The organism is Kribbella sp. NBC_01484 (genome assembly GCF_036227145.1).
Lineage (GTDB): Bacteria > Actinomycetota > Actinomycetes > Propionibacteriales > Kribbellaceae > Kribbella.
On sequence record NZ_CP109437.1, the window covers coordinates 134,359 to 155,173 of the forward strand.

The following is a 20,815-nucleotide window of genomic DNA, read 5'->3' on the forward strand; positions in this document are numbered from 1 at the left end:
CCGGGTCCTCCTCGGATCGTCCCGGCGTCGGGGGCGGCCGGGCGTCGTTAGCGATCGACAATGCAGAGCAGCCCGCTCAAGTGTCAACGTTTAAACGGCAAGGTGGACGTTCTGAGTCAGAAGTCCATGCCATAAAGGGTTGGCAGATCGGCGTGAGCGGGGTCACCATGCAGCCATGCCCGATGCCGGAAGACCCAAGTCGCCGCTGACCTTGTCGACGGCCGAGCGGACCGCGCTCAGCCGGCTCGTGACCGGTCCCCGGACCAGCGCGGGGATGCGGTTGCGCGCCCGGATCGTGCTCGCCTGCGCCGAGGGCCGGTCGAACAAGGACGTCGCGGACCTGCTCATGGTCACCCCGGGCACGGTCGGCAAGTGGCGGCGACGGTTCCTGCGGATGGGGATGGCCGGCCTCGACGACGGCATGCGCAGCGGCAGGCCGCGGATGGTCGACCGGGTCCAGCTCGGCGCGGTGGCGGCAACATCGATGGCCGGATCCGGACACCGGCCCCCGACCCGCGACGTCGCTGCCTCGTACGGCGTCTCGCAGTCGACGGTTTCGCGTCGTCGTCGCGAAGAACTGCAGCACCACCGCACCGGCGGCGGGATCGCGTTGCGTTCCACGCAACCCTCGCCCCCGCCGTCGGGCGAGACCGAGCTGCTGTCGGATCGGGTGTACGACGCCATCCGCGGCTGGATCCTGTCCGGCGAACTCGCCCCCGGCATGCGCGTGGTCGAGTCCGAGATCGCCCGCGTCCTCGGCACCAGCCAGACCCCGGCCCGGGAAGCGGTACGACGGCTCGCCCACGAAGGACTGGTCACGTACCAGCCGCGGCTGGGGAACTTCGTCACCGCGATCTCCCAGGTGGAGGCCCGGGAGGCGCGCGAGGTCCGCGTCCTGCTCGAGGCCGCGGCAGCCCGGCGCGCGACCGGCCACGTCCCGCCGGACGAGCTGGACCTGCTGCGGATCGAGGTACAGCGGATGACCGACGCCGCCGATCACCACGACATCGGCGCCTTCCGCGAGGCCGACCTGCGCTTCCACCGCCAGGTCCTCGCGACCAGCGGCAACTCGATGCTGCTGCGCGTCTGGCGCACTCTCGAGCCCGCGCTGTGGAACCTGCAGGTCGTCTCCAACGCCATGTACGCCGGCGACTGGGGTCTGATGGCGCGCCGGCACCTGGACCTGATCGAGGTGCTCGCCGGCAGCGACCCCGAGGACGCCGCCCGCCTGTTCTCGGCCCACGCCCGCGGCGAAAGCTCCATCACCAGACCCGCCGGCCGCCATGATTGATGCGCACGTTCATGTCTGGGACACCGCACGACGCGAACTGCCGTGGCTCCCCGAGGGTCATCCCTTGCGTCGCGACTTCGCACTCACGGATCTCGCCGAGGACGGCCCGCTCGCTGAGCTGGTGCTCGTGCAGGCGGACGCCGATCCGGCCGAGGTCCACGACCTGCTCGACCTCGCGGCCCGCACCCCCGCGGTGGTCGGCGTCGTCGCGTCGTTCGACCTTCTCGGCTCAACCCTCGACCTACCGAACGACCCCAGGCTCGTCGGCATCCGCAGCCCACCGGCCGACCAGACCGATCCGGAAGCGCTCACCAGCCCCGCACACATCAGCGGTGTGCGAGCCGCCACTGACGCCGGCCTCGCCATCGACCTGCTCCTCCGCCCACCCGCGCTGATCGGCGCCGCACGGCTCGCCGACGCAGTGCCCGAAGCCCGCCTGGTGCTGGACCACCTCGGCAACCCGAACGCCGTCGACACCGACTGGCTGACGGGGATGAAGGCCCTCGCCGCAGCGCCGAACGTGACCGTGAAGGTCTCCGGCACCGCCCATCTACCGTCCGACGACTTCAGCGAGCTCGTCGGCATCACTCTCGACCTCTTCGGCAGCGAGCGGTTGATGTTCGGCTCCGACTGGCCCGTCTGCACGCTCACGGGCAGTCGTTCCGACGTTGTCCGTCGTACCGCTGCCTTGCTCCCGCCCGCCACGCACAACGACGTGTTCCGCGGCACCGCCCAGCGCATCTACCGCCCCAGGGAGACCGCCCCATGACCGAATACACCCGACGCCAGGTCCTGCGGACCGCTGGCGCCGCGGCCGGCACCGCCGTCGTCGCCGGCTCGCTCACCGACCCCCTGTCCGCTGCCGCCGTCGAGACCGCCGGCAGCGAGACCAACCCACTCCAACTCTGGTACGCCCAGCCCGCCACCGAGTGGCTCCAAGCCCTTGCCATCGGCAACGGCCGGCTCGGCGCCATGGTGTACGGCGGGACCGCGACCGAACAGCTGCAGCTCAACGAGGACTCGATCTGGGCCGGCGGCCCGCACCAGTACGACGATCCGGTCGGACGTGAGGTGCTCCCGGAGATCCGCCGGCTGATCGCCGAGGAGAAGTACCTCGACGCGCAGAACCTCGCGGACGAGCACTTCATGGGCCGGCCGACCGAGCAGATGCAGTACCAGCCGGTCGGCAACCTGATGATGACCTTCCCCGGCATCACCGAGGCCGGCGTCTCGTCGTACCGGCGAGAGCTCGATCTGACCACGGCGATCACCTCGGTCAGCTACGTGGCCGACGGTGTGCGGTACAGCCGCGAGGTGTTCGTCTCACACCCGGCGCAGGTGCTGGTGATGCGGCTGACGGCCGATCGACGCGGCTCGATCAGCTTCGACGCAACCTTCACCACCGAGCAGGCGGCCACCGTCGATCGCTTCGACGACCACACGCTCGCGCTCAACGGGATCAGTGGCGACGCCGAAGGGCTGACCGGGTCGGTCAAGTTCTGTGCGTTGCTGCGCGCGTTCACCGAGGCCGGTACGACGACTGTTGCCGACAGCAAGCTCACCGTCGCGGGCGCCGACGCGGTCACGCTGGTGTTCTCGGTCGGGACCAGCTACCGCAACTACGTCGACGTCAGCGCCGACCAGGTGGCTCGGGCCGTCGCACCGTTGCCCACGGAGCGCCCGGCGTACGGACGGCTGCGGCACGAGCACGTCGAGGACTACCAGCGGCTGTTCGGCCGGCTCGACATCGATCTCGGGACGTCGGACTCGATCGCCCTGCCGACCGATCAACGGGTGATCGCGTTCCGCAATGGTGGGGATCCGCAACTGGCCGCGCTGTACTACCAGTTCGGCCGCTATCTGCTGATCTCCAGTTCGCGCAGCCCCGGGCAACCGGCCAACCTGCAGGGCATCTGGAGCTACAAGATGCTGCCGGAGTGGCAGTCGAAGTTCACGCTGAACATCAACTGCGAGATGAACTACTGGCCGGCCGGTCCCACCAACCTCGCCGAGTGCTGGGACCCGCTGTTCCAGATGATCACGGAGCTGGCCGAGTCCGGCGCGCGGACGGCCGCGACGATGTACGACGCTCCCGGTTGGGTCGCCCATCACAACACGGACGGGTGGCGCGGGTCGGCTCCGGTCGACTTCGCGTTCTACGGGGTCTGGCCGACCGGCGGCGCGTGGTTGTCGCTGCTGTTCTGGGAGCGGTACGAGTACACCGGCGACCTGGCGATGCTGCGCCGGTACTACCCCGTGCTGAGGGGATCCGTCGAATTCTTCCTCGACCAGTTGCAGACCGACGCGAAGACGGGCTGGCTGGTGACCAGCCCGTCGCACTCGCCGGAGGTCAAGCACCACGACTACGACAACGTCGGGGTGAGCATGTGCGCGGGCCCGACGATGGACACCGAGATCCTGCACGACCTGTTCAAGGTGTTCGGTGAGGCATCCGCCCTGCTCGGTGAGGACTCCGCACTGGCCGCTCAGGCGGCTGCCGCGCGGTCCCGGCTGGCGCCGATCCAGATCGGGTACCTCGGCCAGATCCAGGAATGGCTGATCGACTGGGAGGAGGCCGCGCTGGAGACAAGTCGCCATGTCTCGCACCTGTGGGCCGTGTTCCCGAGCGACCAGGTCACTCCCCGCCGTACGCCAGAACTCGCCGACGCGGCGCGGAAGTCGCTGGAACTCCGCGGCCCGGCCGTCACGGCAGGGTGGTCGCTGGCCTGGAAGCTGAACCTGCGTGCCCGGCTGCTCGAACCGGACAACGCGTACAAACACCTCACGCAACTCCTGGCTCCCGGTCGCACTGCGCCGAACATGTTCGACCTGCACCCGCCGTTCCAGATCGACGGGACCTTCGGCGGCATCTCCGGCATCACCGAGATGCTCATGCAGAGCCACTCCGGCGAGGTCGCGCTGCTGCCTTGTCTGCCGACGGCGTTCTCAACCGGCCGTATCCGCGGTCTGCGGGCGCGGGGCGGGTTCGATCTGGACTTGTCCTGGTCGGAGGGCAAGCTGACCAAGGCCCGGATCCGTTCCCTGCTGGGCAATCGTCTCCGGTTGCGCACCGGCGGACAGGTCGACGTGACGTCCACCGCTGGTCCGGTCGCCTTCGCCCGGCCCGAGGACGGCGTGGTCGAGTTCCGCACCCAGCGAGGCGTCGACTACCTGATCGAGCCGCGCTCATGAGAACTAGATGGACCCTGCCCTTGCTCATCACTCTGCTCGCCACCAGCACCGGATCACTCGCCGCGGCCGGCCCGTCCACAACGTCCGACCAGCCCACGACGGCCTGGCACGACGGCGCACTGCGCACCGACCCGGCCGGGCTGGTCGCTCGGTCCGATCTCGTCCAGGAAGGTCCGGCCTGGCGCCCGTACCAGGCCATGCCACTCGGCAACGGCGTACTCGGCGCCGCGGTGTGGGCCGAGAAGGGCTTCAGCGCCCAGCTCAACCGGGTGGATACCTTCCCGGACCTCAAGTCCGCCGGGCGCCTCGTCGTACCCGGTCTCGATCCGTTGATGCGGGCAACGGACTACAGTGGCCGGCTGGCGCTGTACGACGGCCGGCTCGTGCAGCATGGCGGCGGGATGGCGGCTCGTTCCTACGTACGCGCCGACGCGGATCAGTTCGTGCTCGAGGTCACCGGGGCTGATCCCTCGAAGCCGCAGACAGCCGACCTCAAGCTCTGGCCGGGGCGGACACCGACCACCAGCGCGGCCGATGCTGTCGCCGCGCTGGCGGAGACCTTCCACGACAGCGCGTCCGGCAGTATCACCGGCGCGGTCGCCGCGCTGACCGCGCACGCCCGGGACGTCTCGGCGTCCGTGGTCGACCCGTTGACGGTCCGGCTCAGCTTCCGACCCAACGCGGATGGCAGCTTCCGGCTGGTCGTCGGCGTTCCGTCGTACCGCGGTGGTGATCTGCGGGCGGCGGCGAAGCGGGCCGTGGTCGACTCGCAGACCAACCATCTGGCCTGGTGGCACGCGTTCTGGGCCAAGGCGGCGCCGATGCGGATCACGTCGGCCGACGGCAGCGGTGAGTACGTCGAGAACCTCCGCACGCTTCAGCTCTACACGATGGCCGCGTCGATGCGTGGCGACGTGCCGAGTACGCACGGCGCCGTCGTACGGATGTTCTCCTCGGCACAGGACCAGGCCGATTGGGCGCAGGACTCGTACTGGCACTTCAACCTGCGCGAGCTCGTGTCCGCCAACCTCGGCGCGGGCATCGCCGACCTGAACGCGCCGTACTTCCGCTTCTACCTCGACCGTGCCGAGCTGATGCGGGAGTGGACGCGGACCCACTGGATCGGCGGGCAAGGGCTCTGCGTGCCCGAGTTCCTCCGGTACGACGGGACCGGCGACGGCTGCGACAACACGAGTGAACCGAGCTGGGTGACCCGGATCCTCAGCAGCGGACCGGAGTTGGTGAACAACATCTGGCAGCAATACCGCTACACCGGCGACAAGGCGCTGCTGAACCGCAGCTATCCGCTGATGCGGGACGTGGCGAAGTTCTATCTGTCGGCACTGACACCCGGTGTGGATGGCCTGCTGCATCTCGAACATGTCAACGCGCTCGAAGTGCAGTGGGACACCAGCGACCCCGTCCCGGACCTCGCCGCGATGCGGGTGATCTTCCCGATCGTCGCCGACCTCGCCTCGTCGCGAGGCGACACCGCCCTGGCCGCTCAGCTCCGGGACGCGCTAGCGAAGCTCCCGCCGTTCCGAACGGTCCAGCGTGGGGGCGAGGAGGTACTCGCGTGGTCCGGCACGGACGAAGCGGCGCACAACACGCAGAACCCTGAGATGGAGGCGCTCTGGCCCTGGGGCCTCTTCGACGAGACCTCCGATTTGATGCAGGCGACCTATCGTCAGCGGGTCTATCCCCAGGACAAGGACTGGGGCATGGACACCACGTGGGCCGCGCGACTCGGGCTCTCCGAAGAGGTGAAGCGATTGCTGCTGAAGGGCATCCAGGACCTCCAGATCTACCCGAACGGCTTCACCGTCCACCGCACCGGTCAGGAGGCGGTCCGGAACCACAGCTTCTACAACGAGTGGGGCGGCGTGGTGACGACCGGCCTGCAGGAGGCGCTGGTCCAGTCGTACGACGGTGTCGTCGACGTCGCACCGGCGTGGCCGAAGGACTGGGACGTGTCCGGCTCGGTGCAGATCGAAGGTGGCCACCGGATCAGCACCGAGGTGCACGACGGCGTACCGAACGTGATCGGGATCGAGGCAGGCAGTCGTGACACGCTGCGCGTCCGCAACCCGTGGCCGGGGCAGCAGGTGCGCGTGATCGACTCACACGGCCGGACCGTCGTATCGCCGACCTCTGCCGAGGTGGTGTCGATCGCGGTGGCACCGCACGCGTCGTACACCGTCGAGCGGGTCGCCGTACCGTTGTCGTCGTTCCGGTTCGTGCCGTTGACCGGTCAGCCGGCCACAGCGGTGAAGACGGTCGGCAGCCGGATGCTCGGCGTACCGGCGAGTGAGCCGCCACTGCTCAGCAACCTGGTCAGTGTGCGTGCCCCGGAGAAGCTGTCCAACCTCGTGAAGGCTCAGGCGGGTGCACCGATCTACGTGGATCGCAGCTACACGATCACCGATCTGCCTGCGGAGCTGACCGGGCAGGCATTGGTCCAGGGAGCCAACGACGACTCCAAGGCGACAGGTCCCGACGATTACCTGACTCTGAACCTGACGCGGCCCGCGACCGTCTATGTCGCGTTCGACCCACGCGGGGAGAACGTGTGGTGGCCGTCCTGGCTCAGCAGCTTCACCAGGACCGGTGAGACTGTCGGCACGACAGACCAGCGGCTCGTCCTCTTCAAGCGTGATGTGCCGGCAGGCCCACTGGCACTGGGCGCCAACGCGAGTGTGCCGAACAAGGGCAACTCGACCTACATCACCTTCGTCATTCCGAACTGAAGATCGACGGTCGGTCTGGTCGCGCACCTCCTCGACCCGACCGACCGGCCGGCCGTGCAAGCTCGACAGACATCCCAGGAGTTTGGGTGTCAAGCTGCGAGGGTTTGGGTGGGGTGGGTCCAGGCGGTTGTTTCGTTGTAGTGGGTGTTGGTTTTGAGGCAGCCGTGGAGGATGCCGACGAGTCGGTTGGCGAGTTGGCGTAGGGCGGGGTTGTGGTCGGCTCCGCGGGCTCGTTGTTTGTCGTAGTAGGCGCGGGCTCCGGGCGAGGCGTTGAGTGCGGCGAAGGCTTGGCTCATGAGGGCGTCGATGAGCCGGTCGTTGTGGACGTAGCGGGCCAGGGCGACTTTCTTCTTGCCCGAGGCGCGGGTGATCGGGCTGGTCGCGGCGTAGTTCTTGCGGGCTTTGGCCGATGCGTAGCGGTCGGGGTCGTCGCCGAATTCTGCGAGCACCCGGGCGCCGAGGATCGGTCCCAGCCCGGGCTGGGACAAGATGATCTCAGCGGCCGGGTGCCGGCCAAAATGGGCCTCCACCTGCCCTTGCAGGCCGGTGACCTGCTCGTTGAGGACGGCCAGGACCGCGACCAGTGCGCGGGTCGAGGCGGCGTAGGCGGCGGTGACCACGGCGGGCTGGCCGAGGTGCTCGGCGCGCAGCGCCGCCTGGATCGCCGCGGCCTTGTCGGCGATGCTGCGGCGACGGGCCCGTTTCAGCGCCGCGGTGATCTGGGCGGTGGTCAGCCGGGCCGCCGCGGCCGGGTCGGGGGCCTTGGTCAGCAGCTCGAGGGTGTCGGCGGCGTCCAGGTCCTCGAAGGCTTCCAGCGCGGCCGGGAAGTACTCGCGCAGCGCGTGCCGCAACCGCTGCGTGGTCCGGGTCCGTTCCCAGATCAGGGTCTTGTGCATCCGGGTGACGACCTTGATCGCCTCGGCCTCGGCGCTGTCACCGGCCACCGGGCGCAGCTGGTGGGAGTCGGTGCGGACCATGTCGGCCAGCACATGCGCGTCGGCCGCGTCGCTCTTGGCACCCGACACCGCGTGCCGTTTGCGGTACTGCGAGGCCTGCAACGGGTTCACCGCGAACACCAGGTACCCCGCGGCCACCAGCGCGGCCACCCACGGGCCCCGATCGGTCTCGATCCCGACCACCACCTCGACCTCGTCAGGATCAGCCGCACCGAACTGCCCGGCCACCAGCGCATGCAACCGCGCCATCCCCGCCACCCCCTCGGGCAACCGCGCCTTGGCCAGCACCCGCCCCGCCGGGTCCATCACCTCCACATCGTGATGCGCCTCGGCCCAGTCATCTCCCACAAAGAACCTCAACACCGATCTCCCACACTCTCGACGCCATCCACACCACCAGCAAGCCGGTCGGGAGAACCATCAGCGACCTAATGAAGCAGTGCTCACGCCCCCCAACCACACCAAGGGCCGGGCACGACATCCCATCAGCGATCAAATCTCCCGGTCACCGGCAGGGGCACGATCTGTCGACAGGACTCAAACGGTCCAGGAGGTACAAGTGCTCACCCACCGGCGGCTTACCAGCCCCGAGTCTGCCCGACGGCGACCCGGTAACTCTCATTAGGAGGTGTCGGTCCAGGGGTGCTGGTCGGGTGAGGCATTCACGCCTGGCCGCGGTCTGCCCGGCCGATGCGAGGCGGACACCTCCTGTCGAGCTTGCACACCCCAACCACCGTCCGCACCCGAGCGGCCCGCACCGGCGGGCAGATGCAGTGACTGGACGCACTCGTCCTGCTGGCCGGGGACCGTGCCGATACCGAACCCGGGACACCATCTGGCGACCTCGGACAGGCTGTGCCATGTGCGAGGTCCCCACTACCTGTCCGAGGTCACGGCAATCTCACCGATCAATCCGGTCAGGTCCCGCCGAGTCGACGGAACAACAAACCGAAGGTGCGGGGAGCTACCTCGAGTGCGTGTTGCGCTGTGGCGGGCGGACCGCAGGAGGCGGAGCCGAGGCCGTGCTGGGCCAGGTCGAGATTGAGGTAGACGTGGTCTCGTGAGCTGAGGTCCGAGCGGTGGCGGGCGAGTTCGAGGTCCTCGCTCGTCCACCGCCGTGCGGTGAGCTGGAAGGACGGCGAGCCCGCCACCCGCAAACCGTTGCCGTCAGCATCGGTCAGTTCGGCCCAGCGCACGTCGATCCGCGATCCGTTCTCCTGCGGTACGACGTACGGCGTCTGCAACTCGTCGACCGTGCGCACGTACCGTCCGACCCGGGCCGCCTCGCGGCTGTCGGCGTACGCCTCCCCCGGTCCACCGCCGTACCAGCGCACGTTGTCCAGGCTGCGAGGCACGGCCATCCGTACGCCGACGCGCGGCCAACTCCCACACCGCGGCGTGACCGCCGTACCGCCCCACTCCCCCTCCGGCACCACGTCCATCGTCAGTCGCAGGCAATCCCCGAGCGCCACCCATCGGTACGTCGCGCGCACGCCGAGCCCGAGCCCGTCCGGCGCGACCCGGGTCCGCACTACCAGTTCGCGCTCCCCGGTCTCGACCTCATCCACCCGATGCAGAAGCCGGTCCAGCCCCGCGGCCCGCCACTCCGTGACCACCGCGTTCCGCCCACCTTGCCCGTTGTCGTTGTCCGTGGGCGCCCGCCACAAGTCAAGTCGCGGACCGTCGACCGGCACTCCGAACAACCGCATCAGTCGCCCGGTTCGACGGTCGAACTCACCGCCACCAAGCACGAGGTCACCAGCCCGGTGCACGACTGGACCCCGCACCGGTGACGGGTCCTTCGGCGGCGCACTCGGCAACGCGAACTGCGCCCACGCGATCTCATGGCCCGCCTCGGCCCACGGTTCGTCCTTCGCCAACACAGCTCGGACCGTCAACCACCGCTCGCCCACCACATCAGTCGGTGCTTGGAGGTCCAGCCTGACTTCCACCGACTCGCCCGGGCCGACCTCGGGCACCTCCAGTTGGCCGGCTCGCACCTCGACCCCGTCCACCTCCTGCGACCACACGAACTCCAGGTCGTCGAGCGCTGTGAAGGTGCGGAGGTTCTGGATGGTGATCGGCTCGGTCCCCGTGATGCGGACCGGCTCGATCACCTTCTTGTACTCGATCAGCCCCGGCGACGGGGTGCGGTCGGGGAACAGCAGTCCGTCGATGCAGAAGTTCGCGCCGTGGACGCGCTCCCCGAAGTCCCCGCCGTACACATGATCGGTTGCTCCGGGCAACAGCAAGCCATGGTCGATCCACTCCCAGACGAACCCACCCTGCAGCCGTGGGTACCGCTCCAGCACCCGCTGGTAGTCGGCCAGCCCGCCGGGCCCGTTGCCCATGGCATGCGCGTACTCGGCCAGGACGAACGGCAGCCCGCGGCGACGGGTCTCCAGCGCCGGGTCGTCGGCGGTCTCCGGCGGCACGTCCTCGGTGCGGGTGCCGATCGCCTCCAGATCCTCCAGCGGTGTGTACATCAGGCTGTAGAAGTCGGAGAACTCGTAGCTGCGGTCCCGCTCGTAGAACACGGCCCGGCCGGGATCCCGCTCCCGGGTCCAGCCGGCCAGCGTGCCGAAGTTCCGGCCGCGGTGGCTCTCGTTGGCCAGCGACCAAAGGATCACGCTCGGGTGGTTCTTGTCGCGCTCCACCATCCGGCGCATCCGGTCCAGCATCATCGGGGCCCAGTCCGGATCGTCGGCCGGGTTCCCGCGCCAGTCGGTGTAGATGAAACCGTGGGTCTCCAGGTCGCACTCGTCGATCACCCACAGCCCGAGCTCGTCGCACAGGTCGAGGAACGCGGGATGCGGCGGATAGTGCGCGGTCCGGACCGCGTTGAGGTTGTGCTGTTTCATCAGCACCAGGTCCTGGCGCATCGCATCGACGGTGAGCGCGCGGCCGCGGCGCTCGTCGTGCTCGTGCCGGTTCACGCCGCGGAAGAACAGCGGCCGGCCGTTGACGGTGAGCAGGCCGTCGATCATCGCGACGGTCCGGAAGCCGATCCGCAGCTCGACCGTCTCCCCGGGTACGGCGACGGTCGCGTCGTACAACCGTGGTGCCTCGGCCGACCACGGCTCGACGGCCGGAATCGTCACCGCCATACCGGCCGCGATCTCGATCCCGAGCTCCGGGATCCGCACTACCGCGCCGGCCGCGGTCTCCACGAGCAACCTCCCGGAGCCGGTCAGGTGGTCGTAGTCCGCATGGACGAACACATCGTCGATCAACGGGCGGGCGAGCAGCGTCACGTCGCGGAAGATGCCCGGCAGCCACCACATGTCCTGATCCTCGAGGTAGCTGCCCGAGGACCACTGGTGGACCCGGACCGTCAGCAGGTTCCGTCCAGGCCGCAGCAACTCGCCGACGTCGAACTCACTCGGCAGCCGGCTCCCCTTCGCCGTACCGACCTCGGTCCCGTTCAGCCACACCTTGAAGCACGAGTCGACCCCGTCGAAGCGCAGTACGGCGCCATCCGCCGGCCAGTCGTCCGGGAGATCGAACCAGCGCCAGTGATCGCCGGTCGGGTTCGCGTCCGGCGTCCGCGGCGGGTCGATCGGGAACGGGAAGGCAGTGTTCGTGTACCGCGGCCGGTCGTGGCCCTGCAGCACCCAGTGCCCGGGGATCTCCAGTTCGCCGCAGTCCTCGCGGACATCGGGCACCGCCGGCGCGTCGGCCGGGTCACTCCACAGCTCGAACTTCCACCGCCCGTTCAGGCTGAGCCGCGGTCGCGACGACTTGAGCCAGGCCCGCGGTTCCCGGCATCCCGTACTCGGCGTCAGATCGTCGAAGTACATCCGCGGTCCTCTCTGAGCATCCGAACATCCCAAGGCCCGAGTTCAAGCCCTTTCACTGCCACCTCGGCCCCAGACCAGTTGTGCACGAACCACAACCGCTCCCCCGCGGAGTTCACCGCCGACAACGCGGTCACCGATGGAGCCCAGCTGGCGGACTTCCCATGGATGGCAGCCGCCAACGCCGGGTCCGGCACCGTGCCGACATACGTGACCCGGCCCGCACCGAACCGTCGCATGGTGACGATCGGCCGACCGCGGGGATGCTCGAGCCACGCCAGCGGCTCGGCATCGTCCACGATCAACGCCTCTGCCCACCGCGTCGCATGCCCGTTCAGACCCGTCACCGGTACGTCGTCGAGCAGGTTCTCGTACTCCAGGTAGTGCACCCCGGCCGCATCCCGCAGCCGACCCGGCGCGACCTCAGCCCGTGCGCGGGCCTCCGGATCCGCATAGCCGGTCCGCGGTCCCACGATCAGATGACCGCCGGCCCGCGCGTACTCGACCAGCAGGTCGAGCTGCTCGTCCGACGCGATGTACAGCGCAGCAACAACCAGCGCCGGACACCGCGACACGAGGGCTGCCGGATCCCCACCGAGCCGCTCGATCGGCACGACCCCCGGCTGCAATCCGGCATGGAGTACGCCGGCGTAGAAGGCGCCGACGATCGTCCGGTACGACGAGCTGTCCGGAGCACCTCCCGGATGCGCCAGCGGAGGCTGGAACTGCAGCGCCCAATCGCTCTCCGTCGACCACACGACCGCCACGTCAACGTCCGGCCGCAATCCGGCCAGCGCTGATCCGGCCGCGGTCAACTCGGCACCGATCGTCGCGATCTCGTCATACACGCGTCCCGGTTGGAGACCGTGGCCGAGGATGCCGCCCCAGAAGGTTTCCGCGCCGTGGTGGATCGAGTGCCAGTGCCAGTACTCGACCATCCGCGCGCCACGCGACACCATCGCCCACGCGAGTTGCCGCAGCTGACCGTCGTACGGCGGACGGTTCTGGTGCGACCCGCCGATCGACGTCGCGTTCGTCTCGGTGACCAGGAACGGCTCGCCTCGCGACCCGTACACCCGGTCCGCCGCCAGGTACAGCTCGGCGACACTGCGCCCGATCCAGCCCACGTCGAGCCGCGACGGCCGGGCCGGCCGCTCGAGCCCCTCCTGGACATCCACGTAGATGTTGCCCGCAGCAACGTCAAGGCGCGAGGTCAGCGGTACGTCGGCCACCGCCGGCCGGTCGTAGGCCAGGCACGTCGTCACGAACTGCTCCGGCCGCCGCAACTCCCGCACGAGCTCCGCCTGCCACCCGATGAACTCGGTCGTCCGCTCCGCCTGGAACCGTCGCCAGGCCAGGTCGTACGACGGGGTGCTGTTCCCGTCCGGCCGCCACAACTCCGGCCAGTCACTCAACCGATGCGACCAGTACGTCAGTCCCCACGCCTCGTTCAGCGTCTCGACGTCGCCATACTGCTCGTGCAATCGCGCAACGAACGCCTGGAACGCGCCCTCGTTGTGCGCGAGCAACACCCCCGGCTCGTTGTCGACCTGGTAGCCGATCACCGCCGGATGATCGCGATACCGCTCGACGATCCGCCGGATCACCCGCTCCGCGTGGAACCGGAACACCGGGTGGCCATAGTCGATCTCCTGACGAATCCCCCACGGCACCCGTTCCCCGGTACGACGCTCGGCCGCGATCTCCGGATGCGCCCGCTGCAGCCACGGCGGGACGGCGTACGTCGGAGTCCCGAGCACGACGTCGATCCCACGGTGACCGGCACAGTCGAGCACCGGGCGGATCCATTCGAGCTCGAAGACGCCGTCGCGCGGTTCCCACGTCGACCAGACCGACTCGCCCACCCGGATCGCGGTGAGGCCGGCGGCTGCCATCAGGTCCAGGTCGGTGCCGATCCGATCGCCGAGCTCACGCGGCAGGTACTCCGGGTAGTAGGCCGTCCCCAGCACGACACGTGGCGGCAGCATGAGCCAACGCTAGCCGACTACACCAGCTGCGTGCAATCGTTTGCATGCAGCCGTTCAGTGCGCACGGATCCGCGCCCGGCGCCGCGCAGGCCCCGTGCTGGCGCGCACGACCAGCTCGGGCGTGAGCAGATCCGGCGGCGGCCAGTCGTTGCCGGCGAGACGGGTGGTGAGCTGCTGCCAGGCCAGCTCCCCCAACCGGGCCCGCTCGTTCCGCAACGAGGTCAACGGCGGCCGCGCGTACGCCGCGATCGGGATGTCGTCGTACGACGCGACCGAGAGCTCGGCCGGGACCTCGACGTCGTTGTCGTGCATCCAGCTGAGCAGCCCGATGCCGACCAGGTCGTTGAACGTGATCACCGCGGTCGCCCGGCTCCGCAGTATGGTCGGGCCGGCGTCGTACCCGTGGTTCCCGGCCCAGCCGCCGTCGATCTCGTCCAGTGTGACGTCGAGGGCACGAGCGGTCCGGCGCAGGGTCCGGCGGCGCTCGCCGTCGGACCAGGAGGCGGCCGGGCCGCCGACGTACAGGACCCGGCGATGGCCTAGACCGGTGAGGTGTTCGAGCAGCAGACGGCTCGCCGCGCGGTAGTCGATCGCGACCGCGCCCGCGTTCTTCACCGTCCGGTTGATGCACACCACCGGGACGGGCAGCGCGAGTGCCTTCTCCAGGCCGCTGCGGGTCAGGCGCGAACTGCACAGGACCAGCGCGCCGGAGTGGTCGACGAGCTCCTCGACCAGCCGCAGCTCCTCGGCCGGGTCCTCGCCGCTCTCCCCGATCAGCAGGCGGTAGCCGCCGGCCCGCGCCGAGGCGGCGAGGCCCTTCAGGACCTCGGAGAAGAACGGGTTCGTCAGGTCCGGCACGGTCACCCCGACCGTCAACGGACGGCCCAGTTTGAACTCTTGCGCGCGCTTGTCGGCGCGATAGCCCAGCTCGCCCGCCACCGCGCGCACATGGGCGACCACCTCGGGCGAGATCAGGTCCGAACCGTTCAGCGCCCGGGACACGGTCGACACCGACGTGCCCGCCTCGCGCGCCACGTCGATCAGCCGAACCCGCTCCGCCACCCTCGCCCCTCGTGTTCCTCTGTGTCGCCGATCCGCACGTTCCGGATCGTCACGTCGTCGGCGTACTGTACGACAGCCTCCGCCGCGACGACGTCGAACCGGCTGTTCGTGATCGCGACGGAACGAATCCGCCGGGTCTCCGCTCCCACGATGCGGTACGCCCGTTCGGCCCGGGCCACCCGGACCCGGTCGAACCGGATGTCCCGCACGTCGGGAAACAGGGACTGGTCCCCTCCACCCTGGTAGCTGAAGGTGATCTCCAACGGACGATACATCCACGCCCGCGAATCGACGTCGTGCACGCTGACGTTGCGCACGTACCCGCCGCGCGTCGACGTCGACTTCACACACAGCACCCACTGCAGCCAGGCCTCGTCCGCGCTCGGGTCGGCCGGCATGCGCAGCCGGCGAACCCAGACGTCCTCGACCCCGCCGCTCATCTCGCTCCCGACCGCGACCGCCGCGCCACCGCTGACGAACGTGCAGTCCTCGACGATGATCCCGCGCGACGGCAGACCGAGCCGCCGGCCGTCCGCGTCCCGGCCGGACTTGATCGCGATGCAGTCGTCGTGGGTCTCGAACGTGCAGTCCCGGATCAGGACGTCGGTGCACGACTCGGGATCGCAGCCGTCGCCGTTCGGGCCGAGGTTGTGGACAGCGACTCCCTGCACGGTGACGTTGTGGCACTCGAGCGGGTGAATGGTCCACATCGGGGCGTTGATCACCGTCACGCCGTCGATCAGCACGTTCGTGCAGCGGAAGGGCTGGATGAAGCTCGGGCGCAGGTAGTGGCCGTCGCCGAAGACGCGCTGCTCGACCGGGACCTGCTCGTTGTTCATGCGTTCGAGCTCGGCCCAGTCGGCCCGCTGGTTCGGCAGGCCGGTGTGCCAGCCGTACTGACCACTGCCGATCAGATACCACCAGTGCTCGTTGTCCCCGGCGCCGTCGAGCACGCCCTCGCCGGTGATGCCGATGTCGGTCTGCCCCTCGGCGCGGATCAGCGCCGAGTAGTTGTACACCTCCACGCTCTGCCACCGCGTCCGCACGACCGGCAGATAGTCGGCCGGATCCGTGCTGAACCGCAACGTCGCGCCCCGCTCGAGATGCAGGTCGACCTTGCTGAGGAGCTGGATCGCTCCGGTGTGCCACACCCCCGGCGGTACGACGACATGCCCACCGCCGGCCGCATGACACGCACGGATCGCCGCCGCGATCCCGGCGGTCGCGTCCTCCGGCGTGGCACCGTGATCCGTGATGGGGAACCACGCATCCCGGAACCGTGGTGGGCGGATCCGGGCCCGGACGGACTGCTCATGGTCCACACTCGCGACCGCCGGCAATCCGATGCCGGTAGCAACCACTCCACCAAGACCGATTCCCAGAACCTGACGACGGGTGGGATGCATGGGCGGGCACCTTCCGATCCACTGGGTAGGTAAACCTTTGCCCCGCAAGTATCCAGCAGATCCCGAGCCGGTCAAGAGTTCGTCCGCGCCACCCGTTGACACCTCGGCCGGTCCCGGGCACGATCGTTGCAATCGTTTGCATTCGAGGAGGCCGTGCATGTCCGCCCCAGTTCGCCGCCGTACCCTCCTGCTCGCCGGTGGAGCTCTCGCGATCGTCAGCGGCGGTACCGCCCCGGCCGCCGCAGGCCATCCTTCCGCCGACGCCCAGGTCGCCGCGATCCTGCGGCGGATCAAGCCGCCGCACTTCCCCGACCGCTGGTACGACGTGACCGGCTTCGGCGCGGTCGGTGACGACGCGACCGACTGTACGGCGGCGATCCGGGTGGCGATCGAGACGTGTCATCGGCGCGGCGGCGGCCATGTCGTCGTACCGGCGGGTGACTACCGGACCGGCGCCGTCCACCTGCTGAGTGGGGTCGACCTGCATCTGGCCGCAGGCGCCAGGCTCGCGTTCAGTCAGGATCCCGCCGCGTATCTGCCGGCAGTCCCCACGCGCTACGAAGGGACCGAGTGCTACAACTACTCCCCCTTCGTCTACGCCTACGGACAACGCGACATCGCCGTCACCGGCAGCGGCGTGCTCGACGGCCGGGCCGACGCCGACCATTGGTGGGACTGGACCGGAGGCCCACCGCCGAACGAGTCACCGGACAAGACCCTGCTGATCCAGCTGGCGGCCGACGGTGTTCCGGTCGAGCAGCGGATGTTCGGCGCCGGTCACTACCTGCGGCCGAACCTGCTCCAGTTCAACCGCTGCGAGAACGTCCTGCTCGACGGCATCACCGTCAAGGACTCCCCGATGTGGAACATCCACCCGGTGCTGTGCCGCAACGTCACTATCCGCGGCGTCACCGTCGACAGCCCGCACGGCCCGAACAACGACGGCATCGACCCCGAGTCCTGCACCGACGTGCTGATCGAGCGCTGCACGATCTCCACCGGCGACGACTGCATCGCGTTCAAGGCCGGCAAGGACGCCGACGGCCGCCGCGTGAACGTCCCGACCCGGTACGCCGTCGTCCGCGACTGCGAGATGGCCGACGGGAACGGCGGCGTAACGGCCGGCAGCGAGACCACCGGCGGCGTCATGGACATCTTCGTCCGCGACTGCCGGATGAGCAGCCCGCGGCTGGAACGCGCGATCCGGATCAAGAGCAACCCCGACCGCGGCGGCACCATCGCGAACATCGACGTACGGCGGGTGACTATCGGGCAGGCCGCCGACGCGGTGATCGAGATCGTGCTCAACTACGCGAACGTCACCACTGGCGCCTATCCGCCGGACGTCCACGGCATCACGATCAGCCAGCTGACCGCGGCCGCCGCACCGCGCGCGCTGAACCTGCTCGGCCTCCCCGATGATCCGCTCCGGGACATCCAGCTGTACCAGTGCCGCTTCGACGCGATGGAAGAGGACAACTCGATCCAGTACGTCGACGGTCTGCGGCTGGACCAGGTCTGGATCAACGGCGTCCGCGCCGACAACTGAAGGAGTCTGCATGGAGAAGCTCAGCCGCAAGAACTTCCTCCGGCTCGGTGCCGGAGCCGCTCTCGCACCGACTGCCGCCGGCCTCATCGCCGGACCAGCGTTCGGCGCCGATCTGCCAGCGACAGCGCCTGACGACCCGGGCCCTGGCTGGGGACAGGTCGGCAAGATCCTGCAGAACACCAGGCCGCCACAGTTTCGCCCTCGTGACTTCCCGATCACCGAATACGGTGCCGTCGCCGACGGCACCACAGACGCAACCGCAGCCATCGCGGCCGCGATCGACGCCTGTCACCGGTCCGGCGGCGGACGGGTCGTCGTACCGGCGGGAACATTCCTGACCAGCGCGATCCACCTCCAGTCGAACGTGAACCTGCATGTGTCCGAGGGCGCGACCCTGCTGTTCAGCACCGACCCGGCGCAGTATCTCCCGGTCGTGCTGACCCGCTTCGAGGGTGCCGAGTGCATGAACTACTCGCCGCTCATCTATGCCCGCGACTGCGAGAACATCGCGGTCACCGGCAAGGGCACCCTCGACGGTGGGGCGACCTGGGAGACCTGGTGGTCCTGGGTCGGTCCGTCCAGCCCCGACGCTCAGGCACTGCAGCAAATGGCCGAGGACGGCGTACCGGTGCAGGATCGCGTGTTCGGCGCCGGCCACTTCCTGCGGGCGGCCTTCATCGAGACACAGTCCTGCCGCAACGTGCTGATCGAGGACGTGACGATCCTCCGGTCGCCGTTCTGGGAGATCCACCCGGTGCTGTCACGCAATATCACCGTGCGCGGCGTCCACATCGACAGCCGCGGCCCGAACAACGACGGCATCGACCCGGAGAGTTCGCAGTACGTCGTGATCCAGGACTGCACGCTCGACTGCGGCGACGACTGCATCGCGATCAAGTCCGGCCGCGGCGCCGACGGCCTGCGGGTCAACGTGCCGTCGGAGAACATCCTGATCGAGAACTGCACGCTGAACATCCGGTACGGCGCGATCACGATCGGCAGCGAGATGACCGGCGGCGTGCGCAACGTGTTCGTCCGCAACTGCACGATCGGCAGCCCGAACCTGTACTTCGGCCTCTACATCAAGACCAACTCGGTCCGCGGCGGCTACGCCGAGAACATCTACCTGGACAACCTGCAGATCTCGAACCTCACCAAGGAGGTCGTCTCCTGCAACTTCTACCGCAGCGAGGGCGACACCGGGCCGTTGACGCCGCGGGTGCGCAACGTCGAGCTGCGCAACATCACCGTCGGCCATGCCCGCAACGCGTTCTCGATGTTCGGCTACCCGCGCTCACCGATCCAGGACTTCCGGCTGATCGACTGCACGTTCACCAGCATCGACGACGTCAGTGAGATCCAGGACGTCGACATGTCGTTCCGCAACTTCACCGTCAACGGCCAGCGGATCACCGATCCGGCGCAGCTGCTGTGACGGCCGGCTGGTCGGACGCCGACCGCATCCTGGCCGACGTCCGACCACCGGTCTTTCCCGATCGCGACTTTCCGATCACGACGTACGGCGCGACCGCGACCGACGCCACGGAGGGGATCGCCCGCGCGATCCGCGCGTGTCACGAATCCGGCGGCGGCAGAGTCGTCGTACCTCCGGGGACCTGGCAGACCGGCGCGATCCACCTGCAGTCGCACGTCAACCTGCACGTATCCGAGGGTGCGACGTTGCTCTTCAGCACGGACCCCTGTGACTACCTGCCCGTGGTCGAGACGCGCTACGAAGGCTTGGAGGTCTGCAACTACTCACCGCTGATCTACGCGAACGGATGCACCGACATCGCCGTCACCGGGTCGGGCACGCTCGACGGTCAGGCGGGCTGGGACAGCTGGTGGGGCTGGTTCCACGAGTGCGACGAGGACTTTGCGCAACTCCGGCAGCAAGCGTGTTTCGGCGTACCCCTGGCGGAGCGGGTGTACGGCGATGGGTATCACTTGCGGTCGAGTTTCGTGCAGCCGTACGACTGCACCAACGTGCTGATCGAAGGTGTGACGATCGTGCGGTCGCCGTTCTGGCAGGTCCATCCGGTGCTGTGCCGGAATGTGACCGTGCGGGACGTGGTGATCGATTCGCAAGGACCGAACAACGACGGCATCGACCTGGAGTCCTGTCGATCGGTGCTGATCCGCGGCTGCACGATCGACGCCGGCGACGACTGCATCGCGATCAAGTCCGGCCGGGAGGCGGACGGGCTGCGGGTGAACGTGCCGTCGGAGGACATCCTGATCGAGAGGTGCGTGCTCCGGGTCAAGTACGGCGCGATCACGCTCGGCTCGGACCTGACCGGCGGCATCCGGAACGTGTTCGTCCGCGACTGCGTGATCGGCGGGCCGTCGCTGTACTTCGGTCTGTACATCAAGACCAACTCGATCCGGGGCGGCTTCGCGGAGAACGTCTACCTTCGAGATCTCTCGATCTCCAACCTGACCAAAGAGGTTGTCCAGTGCAACTTCTTCCGCGGCGAAGGCGACACCGGCCCACTCACGCCGTCCGTCCGGAACGTCGAGCTGCGCAACGTCACCGTTCACCGGGCTCGCAACGCCCTGCTGCTCCGCGGCTACCGCCGCTCACCCATCGAGGACTTCCGCCTGATCGACTGCAGCTTCACGGTCGACGCGCCCAGCACAGTCCAGCACGCCGAGCTCATCTTCGACAACGTCACCGTCAACGGCCATCGCATCACCGACGTCCACCAACTGCGTTGACCACATCCCGTACCGAAGAACGGGTAGTAGTCATCCTCGACCAGACTCCGCCCGCTCGACGCCCTTCGCCTGACGCGGTTCTGTGGGACTACTACCCGTTCTTCGGTAC

At 68.7% G+C, this 20,815-nt stretch carries 12 protein-coding genes; 7 read left to right on the forward strand and 5 right to left on the reverse strand.

Features of this window, described 5'->3' with window-relative positions:
• Positions 1-175 precede the first annotated feature (175 nt).
• The 4 genes from OG555_RS00605 to OG555_RS00620 are packed head-to-tail and all read left to right on the forward strand — an operon-like array spanning position 176 to position 7,230.
• Positions 176-1,291 carry an FCD domain-containing protein gene (locus OG555_RS00605; protein WP_329480100.1) on the forward strand — a complete coding sequence of 372 codons (1,116 nt, stop codon included), beginning with the start codon at positions 176-178 and terminating at the stop codon, positions 1,289-1,291.
• Positions 1,284-2,060 (forward strand): amidohydrolase family protein, encoded by a 777-nt coding sequence (locus OG555_RS00610; RefSeq protein WP_329480102.1) that lies wholly within the window; start codon positions 1,284-1,286, stop codon positions 2,058-2,060. The genes OG555_RS00605 and OG555_RS00610 overlap by 8 nt, the downstream gene beginning before the upstream one ends.
• Positions 2,057-4,483 carry a glycosyl hydrolase family 95 catalytic domain-containing protein gene (locus tag OG555_RS00615; protein WP_329480104.1) on the forward strand — a complete coding sequence of 809 codons (2,427 nt, stop codon included), beginning with the start codon at positions 2,057-2,059 and terminating at the stop codon, positions 4,481-4,483. The genes OG555_RS00610 and OG555_RS00615 overlap by 4 nt, the downstream gene beginning before the upstream one ends.
• Positions 4,480-7,230 (forward strand): glycosyl hydrolase family 95 catalytic domain-containing protein, encoded by a 2,751-nt coding sequence (locus tag OG555_RS00620; RefSeq protein WP_329480106.1) that lies wholly within the window; start codon positions 4,480-4,482, stop codon positions 7,228-7,230. Before OG555_RS00615 ends, OG555_RS00620 begins: the two co-directional genes overlap by 4 nt.
• An 89-nt stretch (positions 7,231-7,319) precedes the next feature.
• Here OG555_RS00620 and OG555_RS00625 read toward each other — a convergent pair whose 3' ends face one another.
• The 5 genes from OG555_RS00625 to OG555_RS00645 all read right to left on the reverse strand — a co-directional run bounded on the left by OG555_RS00625 (position 7,320) and on the right by OG555_RS00645 (position 16,439).
• On the reverse strand, positions 7,320-8,492 hold the full coding sequence (locus OG555_RS00625) for an IS110 family transposase (RefSeq protein ID WP_329484945.1): 1,173 nt from the start codon (positions 8,490-8,492) through the stop codon (positions 7,320-7,322).
• A gap of 611 nt (positions 8,493-9,103) precedes the next feature.
• Complete coding sequence (locus OG555_RS00630; protein ID WP_329480108.1) at positions 9,104-11,986, reverse strand: glycoside hydrolase family 2 TIM barrel-domain containing protein; 2,883 nt, start codon at positions 11,984-11,986, stop codon at positions 9,104-9,106.
• Complete coding sequence (locus OG555_RS00635) at positions 11,968-13,971, reverse strand: beta-galactosidase (RefSeq protein WP_329480110.1); 2,004 nt, start codon at positions 13,969-13,971, stop codon at positions 11,968-11,970. Before OG555_RS00635 ends, OG555_RS00630 begins: the two co-directional genes overlap by 19 nt.
• Before the next feature lie 54 nt (positions 13,972-14,025).
• A complete protein-coding gene (locus OG555_RS00640) occupies positions 14,026-15,033 on the reverse strand; it encodes a LacI family DNA-binding transcriptional regulator (RefSeq protein ID WP_329480112.1) in 1,008 nt (335 codons plus the stop codon).
• Positions 15,012-16,439, reverse strand: a complete 1,428-nt coding sequence (locus tag OG555_RS00645) for a glycoside hydrolase family 28 protein (protein ID WP_329480114.1) — start codon at positions 16,437-16,439, stop codon at positions 15,012-15,014. Before OG555_RS00645 ends, OG555_RS00640 begins: the two co-directional genes overlap by 22 nt.
• A gap of 157 nt (positions 16,440-16,596) precedes the next feature.
• On the opposite strand from OG555_RS00645, the gene OG555_RS00650 reads away from it, so the two are divergent.
• Genes OG555_RS00650 through OG555_RS00660 form a run of 3 tightly spaced genes read left to right on the forward strand, consistent with a single transcriptional unit; the run spans position 16,597 to position 20,706 of the window.
• Positions 16,597-17,988: a glycoside hydrolase family 28 protein gene (locus OG555_RS00650; protein WP_329480116.1), complete on the forward strand. Its 1,392-nt coding sequence runs from the start codon at positions 16,597-16,599 to the stop codon at positions 17,986-17,988.
• Positions 17,989-17,998: 10 nt separating this feature from the next.
• Positions 17,999-19,423: a glycoside hydrolase family 28 protein gene (locus tag OG555_RS00655; protein WP_329480118.1), complete on the forward strand. Its 1,425-nt coding sequence runs from the start codon at positions 17,999-18,001 to the stop codon at positions 19,421-19,423.
• Positions 19,420-20,706, forward strand: coding sequence for a glycoside hydrolase family 28 protein (locus OG555_RS00660; RefSeq protein WP_329480120.1), 1,287 nt, complete (start codon positions 19,420-19,422; stop codon positions 20,704-20,706). The genes OG555_RS00655 and OG555_RS00660 overlap by 4 nt, the downstream gene beginning before the upstream one ends.
• Positions 20,707-20,815 lie beyond the last annotated feature (109 nt).